17 protein-coding genes are annotated in these 17298 nt (G+C 65.1%); 8 read left to right on the top strand and 9 right to left on the bottom strand.

From position 1 onward, the window contains the following. Positions 1–28 precede the first annotated feature (28 nt). The 6 genes from EP380_RS18185 to EP380_RS18160 all read left to right on the top strand — a co-directional run bounded on the left by EP380_RS18185 (position 29) and on the right by EP380_RS18160 (position 9746). Positions 29–2704: a bifunctional diguanylate cyclase/phosphodiesterase gene (locus EP380_RS18185; protein WP_238719915.1), complete on the top strand. Its 2676-nt coding sequence runs from the start codon at positions 29–31 to the stop codon at positions 2702–2704. Positions 2705–2788: 84 nt separating this feature from the next. After that, positions 2789–5596, top strand: coding sequence for a [protein-PII] uridylyltransferase (locus EP380_RS18180; RefSeq protein ID WP_106572929.1), 2808 nt, complete (start codon positions 2789–2791; stop codon positions 5594–5596). 83 nt (positions 5597–5679) lie between these two features. Then, positions 5680–7272, top strand: a complete 1593-nt coding sequence (gene murJ / locus EP380_RS18175) for a murein biosynthesis integral membrane protein MurJ (protein ID WP_106572928.1) — start codon at positions 5680–5682, stop codon at positions 7270–7272. 128 nt (positions 7273–7400) lie between these two features. Next, entirely contained in the window at positions 7401–8468 is a 1068-nt protein-coding gene (gene trpS / locus EP380_RS18170) for a tryptophan--tRNA ligase (RefSeq protein ID WP_127599822.1), read from the top strand. A gap of 109 nt (positions 8469–8577) precedes the next feature. Further along, on the top strand, positions 8578–9069 hold the full coding sequence (locus EP380_RS18165) for a universal stress protein (protein WP_127599820.1): 492 nt from the start codon (positions 8578–8580) through the stop codon (positions 9067–9069). A gap of 107 nt (positions 9070–9176) precedes the next feature. Beyond that, the gene (locus EP380_RS18160) at positions 9177–9746 is read left to right on the top strand and encodes a NifU family protein (RefSeq protein WP_127599818.1); all 570 of its coding nucleotides are present in this window, start codon (positions 9177–9179) and stop codon (positions 9744–9746) included. 102 nt (positions 9747–9848) lie between these two features. Here the strand turns inward: EP380_RS18160 and EP380_RS18155 are convergent, their stop codons facing one another. After that, entirely contained in the window at positions 9849–10466 is a 618-nt protein-coding gene (locus EP380_RS18155; protein ID WP_106572924.1) for a L,D-transpeptidase, read from the bottom strand. A 274-nt stretch (positions 10467–10740) separates the two neighbouring features. On the opposite strand from EP380_RS18155, the gene EP380_RS18150 reads away from it, so the two are divergent. Continuing rightward, the gene (locus EP380_RS18150) at positions 10741–11241 is read left to right on the top strand and encodes an MmcB family DNA repair protein (RefSeq protein ID WP_106572923.1); all 501 of its coding nucleotides are present in this window, start codon (positions 10741–10743) and stop codon (positions 11239–11241) included. 37 nt (positions 11242–11278) lie between these two features. Here EP380_RS18150 and EP380_RS18145 read toward each other — a convergent pair whose 3' ends face one another. The 5 genes from EP380_RS18145 to EP380_RS18125 form a co-directional block, all read right to left on the bottom strand. Beyond that, positions 11279–11692, bottom strand: a complete 414-nt coding sequence (locus EP380_RS18145) for a DUF1801 domain-containing protein (protein WP_127599816.1) — start codon at positions 11690–11692, stop codon at positions 11279–11281. Positions 11693–11726: 34 nt separating this feature from the next. After that, positions 11727–11963: a hypothetical protein gene (locus EP380_RS18140; RefSeq protein ID WP_106572921.1), complete on the bottom strand. Its 237-nt coding sequence runs from the start codon at positions 11961–11963 to the stop codon at positions 11727–11729. A 57-nt stretch (positions 11964–12020) separates the two neighbouring features. Continuing rightward, on the bottom strand, positions 12021–12431 hold the full coding sequence (locus EP380_RS18135; protein WP_127599813.1) for an SRPBCC family protein: 411 nt from the start codon (positions 12429–12431) through the stop codon (positions 12021–12023). Then, positions 12428–12751, bottom strand: a complete 324-nt coding sequence (locus EP380_RS18130) for an ArsR/SmtB family transcription factor (RefSeq protein WP_106572919.1) — start codon at positions 12749–12751, stop codon at positions 12428–12430. The genes EP380_RS18135 and EP380_RS18130 overlap by 4 nt, the downstream gene beginning before the upstream one ends. A gap of 184 nt (positions 12752–12935) precedes the next feature. Continuing rightward, on the bottom strand, positions 12936–14546 hold the full coding sequence (locus tag EP380_RS18125) for a CHASE domain-containing protein (protein ID WP_164749910.1): 1611 nt from the start codon (positions 14544–14546) through the stop codon (positions 12936–12938). Positions 14547–14771: 225 nt separating this feature from the next. On the opposite strand from EP380_RS18125, the gene EP380_RS18120 reads away from it, so the two are divergent. Further along, positions 14772–14969 (top strand): CsbD family protein, encoded by a 198-nt coding sequence (locus EP380_RS18120; RefSeq protein ID WP_106572917.1) that lies wholly within the window; start codon positions 14772–14774, stop codon positions 14967–14969. 104 nt (positions 14970–15073) lie between these two features. Here EP380_RS18120 and EP380_RS18115 read toward each other — a convergent pair whose 3' ends face one another. The 3 genes from EP380_RS18115 to EP380_RS18105 all read right to left on the bottom strand — a co-directional run bounded on the left by EP380_RS18115 (position 15074) and on the right by EP380_RS18105 (position 17214). Then, positions 15074–16087, bottom strand: a complete 1014-nt coding sequence (locus EP380_RS18115; RefSeq protein WP_127599809.1) for a sensor histidine kinase — start codon at positions 16085–16087, stop codon at positions 15074–15076. Between the two features lie 66 nt (positions 16088–16153). After that, positions 16154–16318 (bottom strand): DUF1328 domain-containing protein, encoded by a 165-nt coding sequence (locus EP380_RS18110; RefSeq protein ID WP_106572915.1) that lies wholly within the window; start codon positions 16316–16318, stop codon positions 16154–16156. Positions 16319–16419: 101 nt separating this feature from the next. Next, a complete protein-coding gene (locus EP380_RS18105) occupies positions 16420–17214 on the bottom strand; it encodes a response regulator (RefSeq protein ID WP_106572914.1) in 795 nt (264 codons plus the stop codon). Between the last annotated feature and the right edge of the window lie 84 nt (positions 17215–17298).

Raw genomic sequence — 17298 nt, 5'->3', positions numbered from 1 at the left:
CCCCGGACGAAGAGGCCAGTTGGACAGTATGAAGTCAGTCCTTGCCCGGATCGGGAACGGAATTTTCCGGGTCACCAACATTCCCGTTGCGATCGTTTTCGTCGTGGTCGTCGCCGCGGGCCTGTTCGCCGAAAACCAGCATCGCGAGGCGTTCCGGCGCGATCTGCGCGCCGAGGTGCTCGGCGATATCAGCCTGATCCGCGCCAAGCTGGAAGGGAACATCAAGGGCAATATCGAGCTCGCCCGCGGCCTGGTCAGCGTGCTGGAGGCACAACCGGATACCGATCAGGCCGGCTTCGCGGCGCTGGCGCGCCGCCTGCTGGCCGGAGAATCCCAGATCCGCCACCTCGCGGCAGCCCCCGGCCTGGTCGTTTCGATGGTCTATCCGCTCGAAGGCAACGAAAAGGCGATCGGCCTCGACTACCGCAGCAACGACACCCAGCGCGCGGCAGCCGTCCGCGTGCGCGATTCGGGCAAGATCGTGCTGGCGGGGCCGCTCGATCTCGTCCAGGGCGGCAAGGCGCTGATCGGCCGGTTCCCGGTCTTCACCGGGCCGGAGGGCGGGCAATTCTGGGGCATCGTTTCGGCGGTGATCGACATCGAGCGGCTTTACGCCGCCAGCGGCCTGAATGCGGTCTCCGACAGGCTCGATATCGCAATCCGCGGCAAGGACGGCACCGGTGCCGCCGGCGGGCCGTTTTACGGCACCGCAACCGTCCTGGCGCAAGACCCCGTCGTCGTCGATGTCGGTCTTCCGATCGGCTCCTGGCAGGTCGCGGCGGTGCCGAGAGGCGGCTGGGATTCCATTGCCCCGAACGCCTGGCCGTTGCGGCTGTTGGTTTTCGCCGCGGGCGCGCTGATCCTGATTCCCACCTTCTTCACCGGCAGGCTGATCGAAGAGCGGCAACGCCATATCGGCGAACTGCGCAACCGCCAGAAGCTGCTGGCGCGCCTGTCGCGCCGCCTCGGCCTGGCGCTGGCCACGTCACGGATCGGCGTTTGGGAAATGGACATCGACAACAACGAGCTGTTCTGGGACGATCGCATGAACGAGCTCTACGGCTATCCGCGCGATGACGGCGCGCGCGCCTACGACCACTGGGCGCAACGGCTGCACCCCGACGATCTCGCGCAGGCGCAAGAGGAGTTCCGCGTCGCCGTGGACACGCGCGGGCGTTATGATTCGCAATACCGGCTGTGCCTGCCGGACGGATCCGTCCGGCACATTCGCGCCATCGGTGCGGTATATCGCGACGAGGGCGAGCCGACCCGGATCGTCGGCGTCAATTGGGACGTTTCCAGCGACATCCTGCTGACCGAGGACCTGAAGCGGGCCAAGCAGCTCACCGAGGCCCGCAACACGGAACTGGAGGCGACCAGGGCGCGTATCGAGCACAATGCGCTGCATGATTCGCTGACCGGGCTCGCCAACCGCCGCTACCTGGACGAGATGCTCCGCGAAAGCGCCGGGGCGCATGACAGCGCCCGAAAGGTCACCGCGCTTTTGCATATCGACCTCGACCGCTTCAAGCAGATCAACGACACGCTCGGCCATGCCGCCGGCGACGCGATCTTGACCCATGCGGCGTCGGCTTTGGCCGATACGGTCGAGGCGGGCGATTTCGTCGCGCGCGTGGGCGGCGACGAATTCGTGGTGCTGTGCCGCCGTCCCGTCGGTGCGGGCGCCGGGCCGGCCGAGGCGCTGGCGCGGCTGGCCGAGCGCATCATCGCCCGCATCCAGCGTCCGGTGGTCTACGAAGGTCATGAATGCCGGGTCGGCGGCAGTATCGGGATCGCGTTCGCGGCCGATGACGGGGCCGATCCGAAAAAGCTCCTGGTCAATGCCGACATCGCGCTCTACCGGGCCAAGGGCCGCGGTCGCAACCGCTACCAATTCTTCACCGAGGCCCTGCAGGCCGAGATCGTCACCACCAAGCGCGTGGCCGACGAGATCCTGACCGGCATCGAGCGCGGCGAGTTCATACCCTATTACCAGCCGCAGTTCGACGCCGACACGCTCGCCCTGACCGGCGTCGAGGCGCTGGCACGCTGGCGGCACCCGCGCGAGGGCATCCTGGCGCCGGACCGGTTCATGAAAATCGCCGAGGAACTCAATGTCGTCGACATGATCGACCGCATGATCCTGGAAAAGACGCTGGCCGATATGCAGACCTGGCAGCGTGCCGGCCTGGCGATCCCCAAAGCCTCGGTCAACGTATCCGCGCGCCGGCTGCGCGACGAGGACCTGGTCCGCAGCCTGCGCGACCTGGAGATCGCGCCGGGCACGATCTCCTTCGAACTGGTCGAGTCGATCTTCCTCGACGAGCAGGACGAGATCGTGGCGTGGAATGTCGATCACATCAAGGAACTCGGCATCGACGTGGAGATCGACGATTTCGGCACCGGTTACGCCTCGATCGTCAGCCTGCTCAAACTGAAGCCGCGCCGCCTGAAGATCGACCGCCAGTTCATCCTGCCGATCGTCGACGACGACCAGCGGCGGCAATTGGTTGGTTCCATCATCGATATTGGGTCGTCGCTCGGCATCGAGGTGCTGGCCGAGGGCGTGGAGACGATGGCGCATGCCCGCATCCTGCGCCAGATCGGCTGTCACGCGCTGCAGGGTTATGCCTTCGCCCGGCCCATGCGCGCCGGCGACCTGGCCGATTTCGTGCAGTCCAGGCGCTGGCGGGCGGCGTCCTGACGTTCCGCGCCGGCCTGCCCCGTATCGCCGGAGCGCGTTTCACGCTATAGACGCCGTCGCGGCGATCCCGAACGGCTCCGAGACATGGCCAAGGTACCCCTCAAGCTCGGCGAAATCATCAATGGTACGCTCCTGCGCGAGCGGCTGTCGGCGTTTGCGTCGGAGGCCGGCGGGGACGGCTCGGGCCACGCAGTGCGCGCGGCGGTGCTGAAGGCGCTGCGCGAGGAGTTCGCGGCCGGCCGTGCCAAGGCCGAGGCGATGCTGATGAAGGACGGGGGCGGCACCGCCTGCGCGGCACGGCTGTCGCACCTGATGGACGAGATCATCCGCGCGCTGCACGATTTCGCCGTCTCGCACGTCTACGCCTCGAAGAACCCGTCCGCGGCCGAGAAGATGGCGATCGTGGCGGTCGGCGGCTATGGCCGCGGCACGCTGGCGCCCGGATCCGACATCGATCTGCTGTTCCTTCTGCCCTACAAGCAGACGCCCTGGGGCGAGCAGGTCACCGAATATGTGTTGTACATGTTGTGGGACATGGGCCTGAAGGTCGGTCATGCCACCCGCAATGTCGACGAATGCGTGCGCCTGTCGCGCACCGACATGACGATCCGCACCGCGGTCCTGGAAGCCCGTTTCCTGTGCGGCGAGACCGCGCTTTACGACGAGCTTCTGCATCGCTTCGACACCGAGCTGATGCGTCAGTCGGGCGGCGAATTCGTGCAGGCCAAGCTCGCCGAGCGCGATGCCCGCCATGCCAAGGCCGGCGAAAGCCGCTATCTGGTCGAGCCCAATGTCAAGGACGGCAAAGGCGGTCTGCGCGACCTGCACACGCTGTTTTGGATCGGAAAATATTATTATCGCGTGCGCAGCGGCGAGGAGCTGGTCGAGCGCGGCGTCTTCACCCGCAAGGAATATCTCGTCTTCCGCAAGGCGGAGGATTTTTTGTGGGCCGTGCGCTGCCACATGCATTTCCATGCCGGCAAGGCCGAAGAGCGCCTGCATTTCGACATTCAGCGCGATATCGCCGACCGGCTGGGTTATACCAGCCACCCCGGCCTGTCGGCGGTCGAACGGTTCATGAAGCACTATTTCCTGGTCGCCAAGGATGTTGGCGACCTGACCCGGATTTTGTGCGCGGCCCTGGAAGAGGAGCAGGCCAAGCACGTGCCGGGCTTCAACCGGCTGATCCAGTCCTTTTCGCGCCGCCGCCGCAAGGTGCCCGGGACGAGCGATTTCATCATCGACAACGATCGTATCAACGTGGCCGACCCGCAGGCCTTCGAGCGCGACCCCGTCAACATGCTGCGCCTGTTCTGGTTCGCCGACCGGCACGGGCTGGAATATCATCCCGAGGCGCTGAAATTGCTGCGCCGTTCGTTGAAGCTGATCGACCGCAATCTGCGCCGCGACGCCGAGGCCAACCGGCTGTTCCTCGACGTGCTGACCTCGGACCGCAATCCCGAGCTCAACCTGCGCCGCATGAACGAGGCCGGCGTTTTGAGCAAGCTCATCCCCGATTTCGGCAAGATCGTCGCGATGATGCAGTTCAACATGTATCACCACTACACGGTGGACGAGCATCTCGTGCGCTGTGTCGGCGTCTTGTCGGAGATCGAGCACGGCGACGACGCCCGCGTCCATCCGCTTTCGCACAAGCTGATGCCAGGCTTGCGGCCGCAGCGCGAAGTGCTCTACACGGCCGTTCTGCTGCACGATATCGCCAAGGGCCGGCCCGAGGACCATTCGATCGCCGGCGCGCGCATCGCACGGCGCATGTGCCCGCATATGGGATTCTCCGCCGCCGATACGGAAACCATCGCCTGGCTGGTGGAAAACCATCTGGTGATGTCGAACACGGCACAGATGCGCGACCTCAACGACCGCAAGACGATTGAGGATTTCGCCGCCGTCGTGCAGTCGGTGGAGCGGCTGAAACTGCTTCTGGTGCTGACCGTGTGCGACATACGCGGTGTCGGACCGGGCGTATGGAACGGCTGGAAGGGGCAGTTGCTGCGCACGCTCTACTACGAGACCGAGCTGCTGTTGACCGGCGGCTTTTCCGAGGTCGCCCGCGACAAGCGCGCGGCCCATGCACGCGCACAGCTCGCTAGCGCCCTCGACGACTGGCCCGAGGCCGAAAGCCGGCGCTATGTCGACCTGCACTACGAAAACTATCTTTTGACCGTCGATCTGGACGACCAGCTTCGCCACGCCGCCTTTGTGCGCGAGGCCGACGCGGCCGGCCGCCGCTTGGCGACCATGATCAGGACGCATGAATTCGAGGCGGTGACCGAGATCGCCGTGCTCGCGCCCGACCACCCCCGCCTGTTGTCGGTGATCGCGGGAGCCTGCGCGGCCGCCGGCGCCAACATCGTCGACGCCCAGGTCTTCACCACCTCGGACGGGCGCGCCCTGGACACGATCCTGATCAACCGCGAGTTCGACCGCGACGAGGACGAGCGCCGGCGTGCCGAGCGGGTCGGAAAGCTGATCGAGGAGGCGCTGGCGGGCAGGTCCTGGCTGCCGGAGATCATCGAAAAACGCGCCAAGCGCCGGCGCGGTGCGGGCGCCTTCCGCATCACGCCGCAGGCCGAAATCCGCAACACGCTGTCGAACCGCTTTTCGGTGATCGAAGTGTCGGGCCTCGACCGGCCGGGCCTGTTGTCGGAAATCACCGGCGCGCTGTCGGACCTCTCCCTCGACATCGCCTCGGCCCATATCACCACGTTCGGCGAAAAGGTGATCGACACGTTCTACGTCACCGACCTGACCGGGCAGAAGATCGAAAATCCGACCCGTCAGGCCGCGATCCGCGAGCGCCTGGTCGCCACGCTGGCGGGGCCCGCGCCCTCCAGGCCGGCGCGCGGCGGCCGCGCCGCGGCGGCGCAATAGGCAAAAGGTGGGTACCCGATGATCCGGCCAGTCCGTCCACGCGGCTTTTGCCGCTTCGCCACGACCGCAAGGTGCCTGCCCGCATGAGCCTGATCAGAAAATTCGCCAGCGTCGCCTCGGGCACGATGGCAAGCCGCGTCTTCGGCTTCGCGCGCGAGGCGCTGATCGGCGCTACGCTGGGTGCGGGGCCGGTCGCCGACGCGTTTTATGCCGCCTTCCGCTTTCCCAACCTGTTTCGGCGGCTGTTCGCCGAGGGCGCCTTCAACACCGCCTTCATTCCGCTGTTCGCCAAGGAACTCGAAGGCGGCGGCATCGACGGCGCGCGCCGCTTCGGCGAGGAGGTGCTGGCGGTGCTGGTCATGAGCCTGGCGGTGCTGTCGGTCGCGGCGATCGTGTTCATGCCGTCTCTGGTCGGCACGATCATCGCGCCCAAATTCGCCGACACGCCGGACAAGTTCGACCTGACCGTCGTGCTGACGCGGATCATGTTCCCCTATCTGTTCTGCATGTCGCTGGTGGCGATGCTGTCGGGCATCCTCAACTCCATGCGCCGCTATTTCCTCGCCGCCGCGGTGCCGGTGCTGCTCAACATCATCCTGATCGCGGTGCTGGTCACGGCGCTCATCATGGGGGCGGAACAGCGTGTCGTCGGGCTGGGACTGGCCTGGGGCGTGCTGGTTTCGGGTATCGCGCAGCTCGCCATCCTGGTGTGGGCGGCGGCCCGCGAGGGCTATGCCATGCGCCTGCGCTGGCCGCGTCTGTCGCCATCGGTCAAGCGCCTGCTCGTTCTGATGGGGCCGGCGCTTCTGACCGGCGGCGTCACCCAGATCAATTTGCTCGTCGGCCAGATCATCGCCTCGGCCCAGGACGGGGCGATCGCGCTTTTGAACTATGCCGACCGCATCAACCAGCTTCCGCTCGGCGTTATCGGCATCGCGGTCGGCGTGGTGCTGTTGCCGGAACTGTCGCGCGCGCTGAAGGCCGGCGACGCGGCCGACGTGCAGCACCTGCAAAACCGCTCGCTGGAATTCGCGCTGGCGCTGACCCTGCCGGCCGCGGTCGGCTTCGCCGTCATGCCCGCACCGATCGTAGCTCTGCTCTACGAACGCGGCGCCTTCACCGCGGAGACCACCGCACTGACCGCCGCCGCCCTTGCCGCCTTCGCCGTCGGCCTGCCGGCCTTCGTGCTGAGAAAGGTGTTCCAGCCGGCATTTTTCGCGCATGAGGACATGAAGACGCCGATGTGGTTCACCGGCGTCGAGGTCGCGCTCAACATCTCCCTCAGCCTCGCCCTGTTCCCGGTCTACGGCCATGTCGGCATCGCCGCGGCCACCTCGATCGCGGCCTGGGCCAACGTCGCGCTGCTGGTTGTGACGCTCTGGCGTCGCGACCTGTTCCGGCCCTCGCCGGCGACGCTGCGCCGCGTCGCGCTGATCGTTTTGGCGAGCGCGATGATGGGCGGCGTGGTCTGGTGGCTGCAGGAGACGTTTTCGTCCAGCCTCACGGGCGCGCCGCTGCTGATCCGCCTCGTCGCCGTCGCCGGGGTGATCGGCGCCGGCGCGGCGGTCTATTTCAGCCTCGCGATCGTCACCGGTGCGCTCGACCGCAGGGAACTGGCCGGGCTTGTCCGTCGCCGTCGCGCCAGGGCGCCCGCCGCTCCGGCCGAAACGGACTGAGCCGTCCACGACGGGCCTGGGTGCCATATCCGGCTTGAAAGCGTGCCCGGCCTCGTTCATAAGCCCCTCGCACTCGCGATGCCCTCGCCATACACGAGGCCCTCCACAAGCCCCGGAGACCAACAGCCATGTCGTCCTTCAAGCAGCTCGTCTTTTCCGGCGTCCAGCCGACCGGGAATCTGCACCTTGGCAACTATCTCGGCGCGCTGCAGAAATTCGTGGCGCTGCAGGATAGCCACGACTGCATCTATTGCGTCGTCGACCTGCACTCGATCACCGCCCAGCTCGTGCACGACGACCTCGTGGGGCAGACCCGGGCCATCACCGCGGCCTTCCTGGCCTCGGGCATCGATCCGAAGAAACACATCGTCTTCAACCAGAGCCGGGCGCCGCAGCACGCCGAACTGGCCTGGATCTTCAACTGCGTCGCCCGCATCGGCTGGATGAACCGCATGACGCAGTTCAAGGACAAGGCCGGCAAGGACCGCGAAAACGCCTCGCTCGGCCTGCTCGCCTATCCCAGCCTGATGGCGGCCGACATCCTGGTCTATCGCGCCACGCACGTGCCGGTCGGCGACGACCAGAAACAGCATCTGGAACTGACGCGCGACATCGCCACCAAATTCAACAACGATTTTTCCAAGCGGATCGCCGAGCGCGGTCTCGGCGTCGAGATGGCGATGGGCGAGGAGACGGTCAACGGCTTCTTCCCGCTCACCGAACCGCTGATCGAGGGGCCGGCCACCCGGGTGATGAGCCTGCGCGACGGCACCAAGAAGATGTCGAAGTCCGACCCGTCGGACCTGTCGCGCATCAATCTGACCGACGACGCCGACCAGATCGCCAAGAAGATCAAGAAGGCCAAGACCGATCCCGAGCCGCTGCCCTCCGACGTCGAGGGCCTGGCCGGCCGCCCGGAGGCGGAAAACCTGGTCGGCATCTACGCGGCGCTGTCCGGCATGACGCGCGCCGCCGTGATCGGCGAATTCGGCGGCAAGCAGTTTTCCGTCTTCAAGCCGGCCCTGGCCGAGCTGGCGGTCGACAAATTGGCGCCGATTTCCGGCGAAATGCGCCGGATTTCGGCCGATCCGGGCTTTGTCGACGGGGTTTTGCGCGATGGCGGCGCGCGGGCCGGCGCACGCGCCGAAAAGACGATGAAGGACGTGCGCGCGATCGTCGGACTGCTGGGCGATTGAGCCGGCGGCGGCGCGGCCGGCCGTCGATCGGGGTCCGCGAAGCCATGCCTTGCCGTGCCCGGCGCCGGATGGCAGATTGCGCCCGGGCATGGTGCCCCAGGATGACTGAATGGTTTCGAAACGACTGAGCCGCGAAGTCGGACACCGGCGCAAATTCCTCGCGATCGTGGACGAAACGCCGGAATGCGAGCGCGCCGTGGCCTATGCCTCGCGGCGGGCCCAGAGCACGGGCGGGGTTCTGGTGCTTCTGTTCGTGATCGAGCCGACCGATTTTCAGCAATGGTTCGGCGTCGAGAAGATCATGCGCGAGGAGGCCAACGCCGCCGCGACGGCCGCGCTCGACGCCGCCGCGCGGCGGGTGCGCGAGCAAATCGGCATCGAACCGGAACTGGTGGTCCGCGAAGGCGAGCCCGCCGAGGAAATCCACAGGCTGATCGAGGAGGACCAGGACATCGCCATCCTGGTGCTTGCCGCCGGCGCGGCCAAGGAGGGCCCCGGCCCGCTGGTGTCGTCGATCGCGGGCAAGGGCGCGGCCTTTCCCATCCCGGTCACCGTCGTGCCGCTGAACCTCAGCGACGAGGATATTGAAAGCCTGGCCTGAGAAAACTATTTCGTCACAGCCGGCACGGCGGCCCCGTCATCGCTTGATCAAACCGGCCGCAGCCATTATTTAGAATAATTCAAAACTGGAAAGGCTGGAGTCCCGCCATGTTCATTCAGACCGAGGCGACCCCCAATCCCGCGACGTTGAAATTTCTGCCCGGCGTGGTGGTCATGAACGAAGGCACCGCCGATTTCCGCGATGCCGCCCAGGCGCGCGAGGCCTCGCCGCTCGCCGGCCGCCTGTTCGAGGTTCCCGGCGTGACCGGCGTGTTTTTCGGCTACGATTTCGTCACCATCACCAAGGACGGGCCCGACTGGCAGCATCTCAAGCCGGCCATTCTCGGTGCGATCATGGAACATTTCATGTCGGGCCAGCCGGCCATGGCGATGCCGACGGCCGGTTCCGAACCGGTCGAGGAAGGCGAGTTCTACGATCAGGCCGACGAGGAGATCGTCTCCACGATCAAGGAACTGCTCGATACGCGGGTGCGCCCCGCCGTGGCGCAGGATGGCGGTGACATCACTTTTCGCGGTTTCGAGAACGGCACCGTTTTCCTGCACATGAAGGGCGCCTGCGCCGGCTGCCCGTCCTCGACCGCCACGCTCAAGCACGGGATTCAGAACCTGCTTCGCCATTTCGTGCCCGAGGTGCAGCAGGTCGAGCAGGTCGTCTGAGCGCGCCGCCGGCGCCGTTTCCGTTCCCTTTCACGACAAAAGGCCGGGTTGCGAAAACCCGGCCTTTTTTGGGACGTCCGTGTTGCCTGGACGGTCCGCGGATTATTTCACGATCACCTTGGCGCCGATCTCGGCGCGGTCATAGAGATCAATCACGTCCTGATTGATCAACCGGATGCAGCCCGACGACATCGCCCGGCCGATCGAGGCCCATTCCGGCGTGCCGTGCAGGCGGTAGCCGGTATCGCCACGCTTGTTGTGCAAATAGAGCGCGCGCGCGCCGAGCGCATTGTTGAGGCCCGGGGGCATTCCGCCGGCATATTTGGCCAGTTCCGGCTGCCGCTTGATCATTGCCGGCGGCGGCGTCCACACCGGCCATTCCCGCTTGGCGGCGATGCGTGCGGTGCCGCTCCATTCGAAGCCCTCGCGCCCGACGCCGATGCCGTAGCGCATCGCCTTGCCTTCGGGCATGACGAAATAGAGGAATTTCTCCGACGTATCGACGATGATCGTCCCCGGCTTTTCCTTGCTGTCGTAGCGCACGATCTGGCGATGATACTTGCGCGGAACCTTGCTGATCGGGATCGACGGCAGCCGATACCCCGCATCCCGCTTCGATCCGTATTCCGACGTAAACACCCGGAAGGACGTACTCGTGCACCCGGCCAGGGCCACGACCAATGCCAGCCCGGCGGCAGTTACCAATGATCTGATTGTCATGCTCACGATCCGCGCGTTCCCCACCCTGCGCAATTGCGCCCGATTCAAGCCATGTTTATGCCACGTTCGTTAAACTGCGATAAACCAGTTTTGCCAAGTCGGGAAGTGGGCCCGACGGGCGCGGAGAAGCATTTGCGGCGTTCATCATTGCATTTCAGCAACATTTTCACGCATTTGTGATAGATAATTGCCGAACACCTTGTCCTGTCAGGAGTGAATGCGTTCGCTCGCCGGGCCGGTTTGCGGGCCGGCGCGATCATGGCATGGTGGCGCCATGCCGATCGTGAGTCCCGTTTCCGCCAACCCGCTGGCCGATGGCCGCCAATCGCAGAACGCGCTTCTGGTCCGGCGCGGCGTGCAGCGCATGCTGGTCCAGATGAACGCGCACGTGCTGCCCGAACTGTCGCTGGCCGGCGGCCGCCGGGCCGACCTGGTGGCGATCATGCGCAACGGCGAGTTCTGGATCATCGAGATCAAATCGTCGGTGGAGGATTTTCGCGTCGATCGCAAATGGCCTGACTACCGGGCGCATTCCGACCGGTTCTTCTTCGCCACCCATCCCGATGTGCCCGCATCGATCTTCCCGCCCGAATGCGGCTTCATCCTTGCCGACGGCTACGGTGCCGAAATCCTGCGCGAGGCGCCCGAGCACCGGCTGGCGCCGGCGACGCGGCGCGCGTTGATGCTGCGTTTCGCGCGCGCCGGGGCGGCGCGGCTGACCAATGCCGAATTGGCCGGGCTGAGCGTGCCCGTGCTCGACGGCGAAAGTGATTAGCCGGTGTCGGCCGGGCCGGCGCGCGGCCCGGTTCGCGTCATGCCGTCTTGCCGGCGCGTTTGTTTGCGCCCGCGGACGCGTTTTTCTTCAAGCTGGTCCGGTTGTGGTCGATTGCTGCGCGCACCAGCGCGGTCAGGGCGCGCGCATCGACACGATCGCCCTCGAAGAGATCGATCGCCCGCCGCGCATTGCCGTCCAGCCCCGCATTGAACAGGCCGTCGGGGTCCGGCAGGCTGGCCCCGTGGGCGAAGGTCAGCTTGACCTTGTTCTTGTGAGCATTGCCGACCGCGATCAGCCCGTCGCGCGACCAGGTCGGACTGCCCATCCACTTCCATTCCTCGACGATCCCGGGGTCGGCCCGAAGAACGGCCTTGCGCAGGTCGGCCAACGTCTTGCCGCGCCAGTCGGCTAACTCGGCGATCATCTGGTCGATGCGTTGCGATGCGGTCATGGGACGGTTGTGCCTTCGATGTCTGTCGGTGCGTTCACGCCGCGCCGCGCCCGCCGCGCCGCCTGGCCGCATAGGGCAGTACGAACAGGTACAGCCCGCTGGGCAACAGCAGGAACAGCGGGATCAGCACCAGCAGATAGACCCAGAAGGCCGGGTCTTGCCCGGTGCTGATGGCGACGATGTTGACGAGGAAGCCTGCTGTGAAGGCGATCGACAACCAGCGGTGACACTGTCTGATCCACGTGCTCCAGCTCCATCTGCTCCGGGTCAAGGAAACCTCCTTTTCGGTGATTGGCGTCGGCGGATCGGCGGGCCGGCCGGGCGCTTTTCAGTCCAGCCCTTCCAGAACCCGCTCGAGATCGGCCATAAAGCGCGGCCAACCCGCCATGGCGCCTCGGTAATAGGACGACTGGTCGGGCCGGAAGCCGGTTTGCTCCAGGCGCAGCCTTGTGCCCTGCGGGGTGGGGATGAGCCTCCAGGTGACGACGCTTCTAAGGTCCTTGGTGTCCCAGGTGTAGGACAGCGTCCGGTTGGGCTCGATGGCCTGAACCTGGCAGGCGACGGCGCCCCAATCTGCGCGAAGGCCGAAACGGTGGCCCAAAACGGGCGAAAAATCGTTTTTCATCAGCCACTCGGCGATCAGGTGCGGTTGGGTCAGCGCGCGCCAGACCTTTTCGGGTGGATGCGGCAGCTCGCGCTCTACGACGATGGTTTTCGTCTCGCTCGCGGCCTCGTTCATTGGTCCATCCTTTCGAGCAGGTCTTCCAAATCGTCGAACCGGCTCTGCCAGAAACCGGCCATCTGCTGCGTCCAGTCGACGAGCGGAGCCAGCGCGCCCGGTCGTGCGCTATAATGGGTCTGCCGGCCTTGGTGACGGTCGCGCACCAGTCCGGCCTGCCGCAACAGAGCGAGATGTTTGGAAACGGCCGGTTGCGAAATGCCTGCCTGGGCCGTCAGCGCCTTGACCGTCTGCTCCCCGTCCCGGCACAGGCGCTCGAAGATCGCCCGGCGGGTCGGGTCGGAAAGCGTCTTGAAAAGCGTGTCTTGAGGCTGCGGCATCGCGATTGATAACTTTCCGGCTATTGAATAATTAATAACCATCCAGCTATGGTTTCGTCAAGCCGCGCGGCGCAAAGCCAGGAGACCCGATCCCGGCCGGCAAGTTCGAGATGGCGTGAGGTCTGTGCGTCGCGTATCGGCCGGCAAGGCGCGAATGGCCACCGGCGACACGTCGCGCCCGCCGCTACCGACGGTGTGGAACGGTGATCGTGACCGAAAACCCGGTCTCGCCAAAGCTGCGTTCGACACGGCCGCCCAATTCGCCGATGATGTTGGCGTCGATCAGGCGGCTGCCGAAGCCGCGTGTTTCCGGTTCGCGGATCGCCTCTTCGGTCTGTTCGGTCCAGATCAGGCGCAGCATCCGCTTGCGCGGCGGCCCCTCAAGGCGCCATGTCACCTTCAGCCGTCCTTGCGGTTCGGCGCCCGAGCCGTATTTCAGCGTGTTGGTCGCCAGCTCGTGGAAGGTGAGCGCAAAAGCCTGGCTCTGTTTTTCGTCGAGTTCCACGCGGGGTCCCGCGACACGGTCCCCGCCCAGCGCTTCGCCGAAGACCTGATCGAGTTCCGTGCACAGCAATTCGCGCAAATCGGCCTTTTGCCAACGCGACCGCGTCAGCATGTCCTGCGCGTTGGCCATCGCCTGCAGGCGGGCGGTGAAGGAGTCCGAAAACTCCTCAACCGAGGCCGCCCGCGCCCCGGTCTGGCGCGCCATGGCCAGAATGCGCGCGATCGCGTTCTTCAGCCGGTGCTTCATCTCCTGGAGGATCAGTTCCTTCTCCTTGACCGTTCTCTCGGAGATAGCGTGAAGCGCATGCGCGCTTTCGACCGCCTTGATCTGCCAGCGGGCCGAGGCGGCGATCGCGGCGGCCAGAAGCAGCGAGATCGCGCCGACGATGAACGTGTAGAAATTTGTGCGGCCGCGCAGGAAGCCGGGACTCTCGTGCATTCTCAGCGTCCATTGCCGGCCGGCGACCTCGATCGAGCGACTGACCACGTAGCGCGCCGTCGTCTCCTCGTCGTCGAAAGCCTCGGAGCGATAGAGCACCCGGGCGTCGTCGCCGGTCGTATCGAGCGTCTCCACCTCGACCGGCAATTGGTAGCTCGTGTTGAGCGCGGCCGCGTGCAGGTCCCCGGCCCGGAACGGCGCGTAGACGAACCCGGCATGCTCTCTAAGACCCGCGCCGCGCGCATCCCGCAAAGGCAACGGCAGATAGACCAGGAACCCGGCCTGTTTTTCGTTGGTGATTTCCTGAACCAGTTCCACCGGCGCGCTGGCACGCGGCTTGCCGCTGGCCATGGCGCGCTCCATCGCGTCGCGTCGCGTGGTCTCGGCATACATGTCGTAGCCAAGGGCCTCGCGGTTGCGCGCGTCCTGCGGTTCCAGCATGACGATCGGCGCGCGCAGCGCCTGGTCCGTTGCCGGTCTCACGGCGCGCTCGATACCGTAATTGCGCGCGATTTCGCGGACGATTTCAGCATCGTCGGCCGGCGTGGACAGGCGCGCGAAGCCCAGACCGTGGATGCCGTCGAACTCACCGTCGAGATCCAGCCCGTCAACGAACCGGGTCAACGCCCGCCGCGTGACCCTGCCGTCGTTCGCCTCGAAGAACGACATCGTCGCCACCAGTAAAGCGATATGCTGGTTGACCCGGTTGCTGATGCGATCGACGGCCTCGTTGGCGATCACCTCGAAACGGGCGCGATTGGCCGCCTCCTCGGTCCGGTAGACCACGGAGGCGACGCCGGCCCCGACCAGGGCGACGAGCAGGAAGGCGATCAGGGGCAGATATCGTTTCACGTCCTGTGTCCGCATTTGGCAGCCGGCGAGTGTTAGCATCGTTGCCGGCGGCTGCAACGACTTGTTTCGCGCCGGTGCCCGTCCAAATCCGTCCGACGCGCCGATGGCGGCGCTTTTCGGCCAAGCCTGCCCATTTCGACGTTTACGGTGGAACTCCGCCGCCTGCCGGACGTTTTGAACACGACGATCGCAGCATCGATTGTCTGACAAGAAAAGGAGAATGGCATGAACTGGAATCAGGTTGAAGGAAACTGGGAGCAATTCAAGGGCAAGGTGCAGGAGCAGTGGGGCAAGCTGACCGGCGACGACCTCGACGTGGTGGCGGGCAATCGCAAACAGCTCGCCGGCAAGCTGCAGGAACGGTACGGCAAGGCCGAGGCCGACGCCGAACGCGAGATCGACGATTGGCTGAGCCGCCACTGACGTGCCTGGGGCGGGCGCGTATGCCGGCCGCGCAGAAGCGGGCCCTGACGGGTCCGCTTTTTTGTGCGTGCCTTGCCGACCCCGCCATGGTTGCGCGCCGCGCTCTACCGGTTCGCATGCAGCGGAAAGGTCAGATCGTAGGAAATCACCCCTTCGACGTCGCCATAGCGCGCCGTCCCCTCGAGCGCGGAAGGTGTGATCCGGTTGAGAACGGCGCTGCCGAAAGCGTCTTCGGTCTCTTCGCCGTGAGGTTCGAGATCAGTCGGCGTTCGATGTTCCCGCCATTGAATCGACGCCGTTTCGATGCCGGCCTTTTCGACGACCGTGCAATCGAGTTCGATATGCGGCGCGCCGCCATTCAACCGCGACGCCGCAAGCGCGTTGACGATCAACTCATGCAGCGCCAGCCCGACATGAACCGTCTCGTTCGGCGACAGGGTCGGGTCGTCGCCACTCAGCCGCATTGCCTTCGCCACGTCGCGAAAATATTTGGCGCCCTGCTGCTGGGCCAGGGTGCGGAAGCTGGCGCCGCGCCAGCTCGAATCGGTGATCAGATCCTGCGACCGCGATAGCGAGTGCAGCCGGCCGTAGAAATTGGGCAGGAAACTGGCGAGCGACCCGGACGAGCGCGCCGTCTGCGACGCGATGCTTTGGATGATGGCCATCAGGTTCTTCGATCGATGGCTGACCTCGCGCAACAGGCTTTTGAGTACCTTCTCGCGCCGACGCTCTTCGGTCAGCTCCGTCACCGTCGTCAAAATCGCGACGTCGGAACCGTCCGGATAGGATTCGATGAAAAACTCGAAATAGCGACCGTCCGCCTGTTCGGTATGAACGCGCTCGGGATTGCCGCTGTTGCAGACCCTGGTCTTGGCCAAGTCGAGGCGGCCCGAGAGTTCGGCGCCGTAAATCTCCGCGTCGCGCGGCTCGGCCCCGTCGGGCAAGGCCCAGCTGTCGGGAAGATTGATGATGAAGACGTAACGGCCGCGTCCGTCCTGCAGCGTCAGGCAAATGCCCGAGCGCAACAAGGCGGTGACCAGATGATGCCGAAATTTCTGCGTATCCTGGTCTGGCCGTTCCCAATTCCGTCCGGTTTCGTCGGTTGTTTTTCTACTCAACGCTATTCCCCGCCAGCGACCCGGCCGCCTGTGTCGCGGCCGGACCGGTTTCGGATCGGATCTATCTTATGTTCGCCTTATAAAGCCCGCCACCAGCGAGATGACCAGCAATATCAGAAAGAGATAGAACAGAATTTGTGCGATCCCCGTCGCCGCTCCCGCGATGCCTCCGAAACCGAGGACGCCGGCGATGATGGCAATCACGAGAAAGACCAGAGCATAATAGAGCATTGCCGTTCTCCTTTGGATAGGTAGGAGAACAAACGGTTGCGCTCGCCTTATGTTCCGCTGAACGTGTTGAAATCATTGTCCGCCCGGCGCCCAGGCCACATTTACGCGGCCGCTTCTGCGTTTTCGTTGAAAAACAGCGCCTGGCTGATCAACGCCTTCAGCATTTGCGGATTGAAGGGTTTCGTCATCAGGAAGGCCGGCTCCGGTCGCTCGCCGGTCAGCAGGCGCTCCGGGAAGGCGGTGATGAAGATCACCGGCACGCTCGCTGTCTTCAAGATGTCGTTGACCGCGTCGATGCCCGAGCTGCCGTCGGCGAGCTGGATGTCGGCGAGCACCATTTTCGGATTCGTGCCGCGATAAAGCGCGACCGCCTCCTCGTGCGTGCGCGCGATTCCCGTCACCGTGTGGCCGAGCTCTTCGACGATCTGCTCGATATCCATCGCGATCAGCGGTTCGTCCTCGATGATCATGATGTCGGTCGCGACCTGGCGCGAAATCTCCGTGGCAGCCGCCTCGAGCAGGACGCCGATCTCGGCTTCTTCGAGATCGAGGATCTCGGCCGTCTCGGATTGGCTGAATTCCTCGACCGCCACCAGCAGGTAGGCCTGGCGCGCGACCGGAGGAATAGCGGCCAGATTGGACACGGCGCGCTGCTCCCAGGCGAAGGGCGACTGCGGCGGCTCGATCTTGACGGCGGTGGAACCGAACACGGTCGAAAAGAGTTTGTAGATCGCAACCCGGTCGCTCGAGGTGTCGGGAAAGGCCGACACATCAGCGATCAGAGCTTCGAGCACGGCGGCGACGTAGGCGTCGCCCGAGGTCTGCGAACCCGTGACCGCGCGCGCATATCGCCGCAGCAGAGGCAGATGAGGGGCGATGCGGGTGGAAAGCGACATCGTGACGGGTCTCCCTTGTCATGACAGTGGTTGGGCGTTCAAAGTGCTGGTCAACGCATCATGAACAAAAAAGTTCCTGGAAAT

The organism is Nitratireductor alexandrii (assembly GCF_004000215.1).
Taxonomy (GTDB): domain Bacteria; phylum Pseudomonadota; class Alphaproteobacteria; order Rhizobiales; family Rhizobiaceae; genus Mangrovimarina; species Mangrovimarina alexandrii.
The sequence above is the reverse complement of the archived record's forward strand: the minus strand, read 5'-3'. Positions and strand labels throughout refer to the sequence as shown.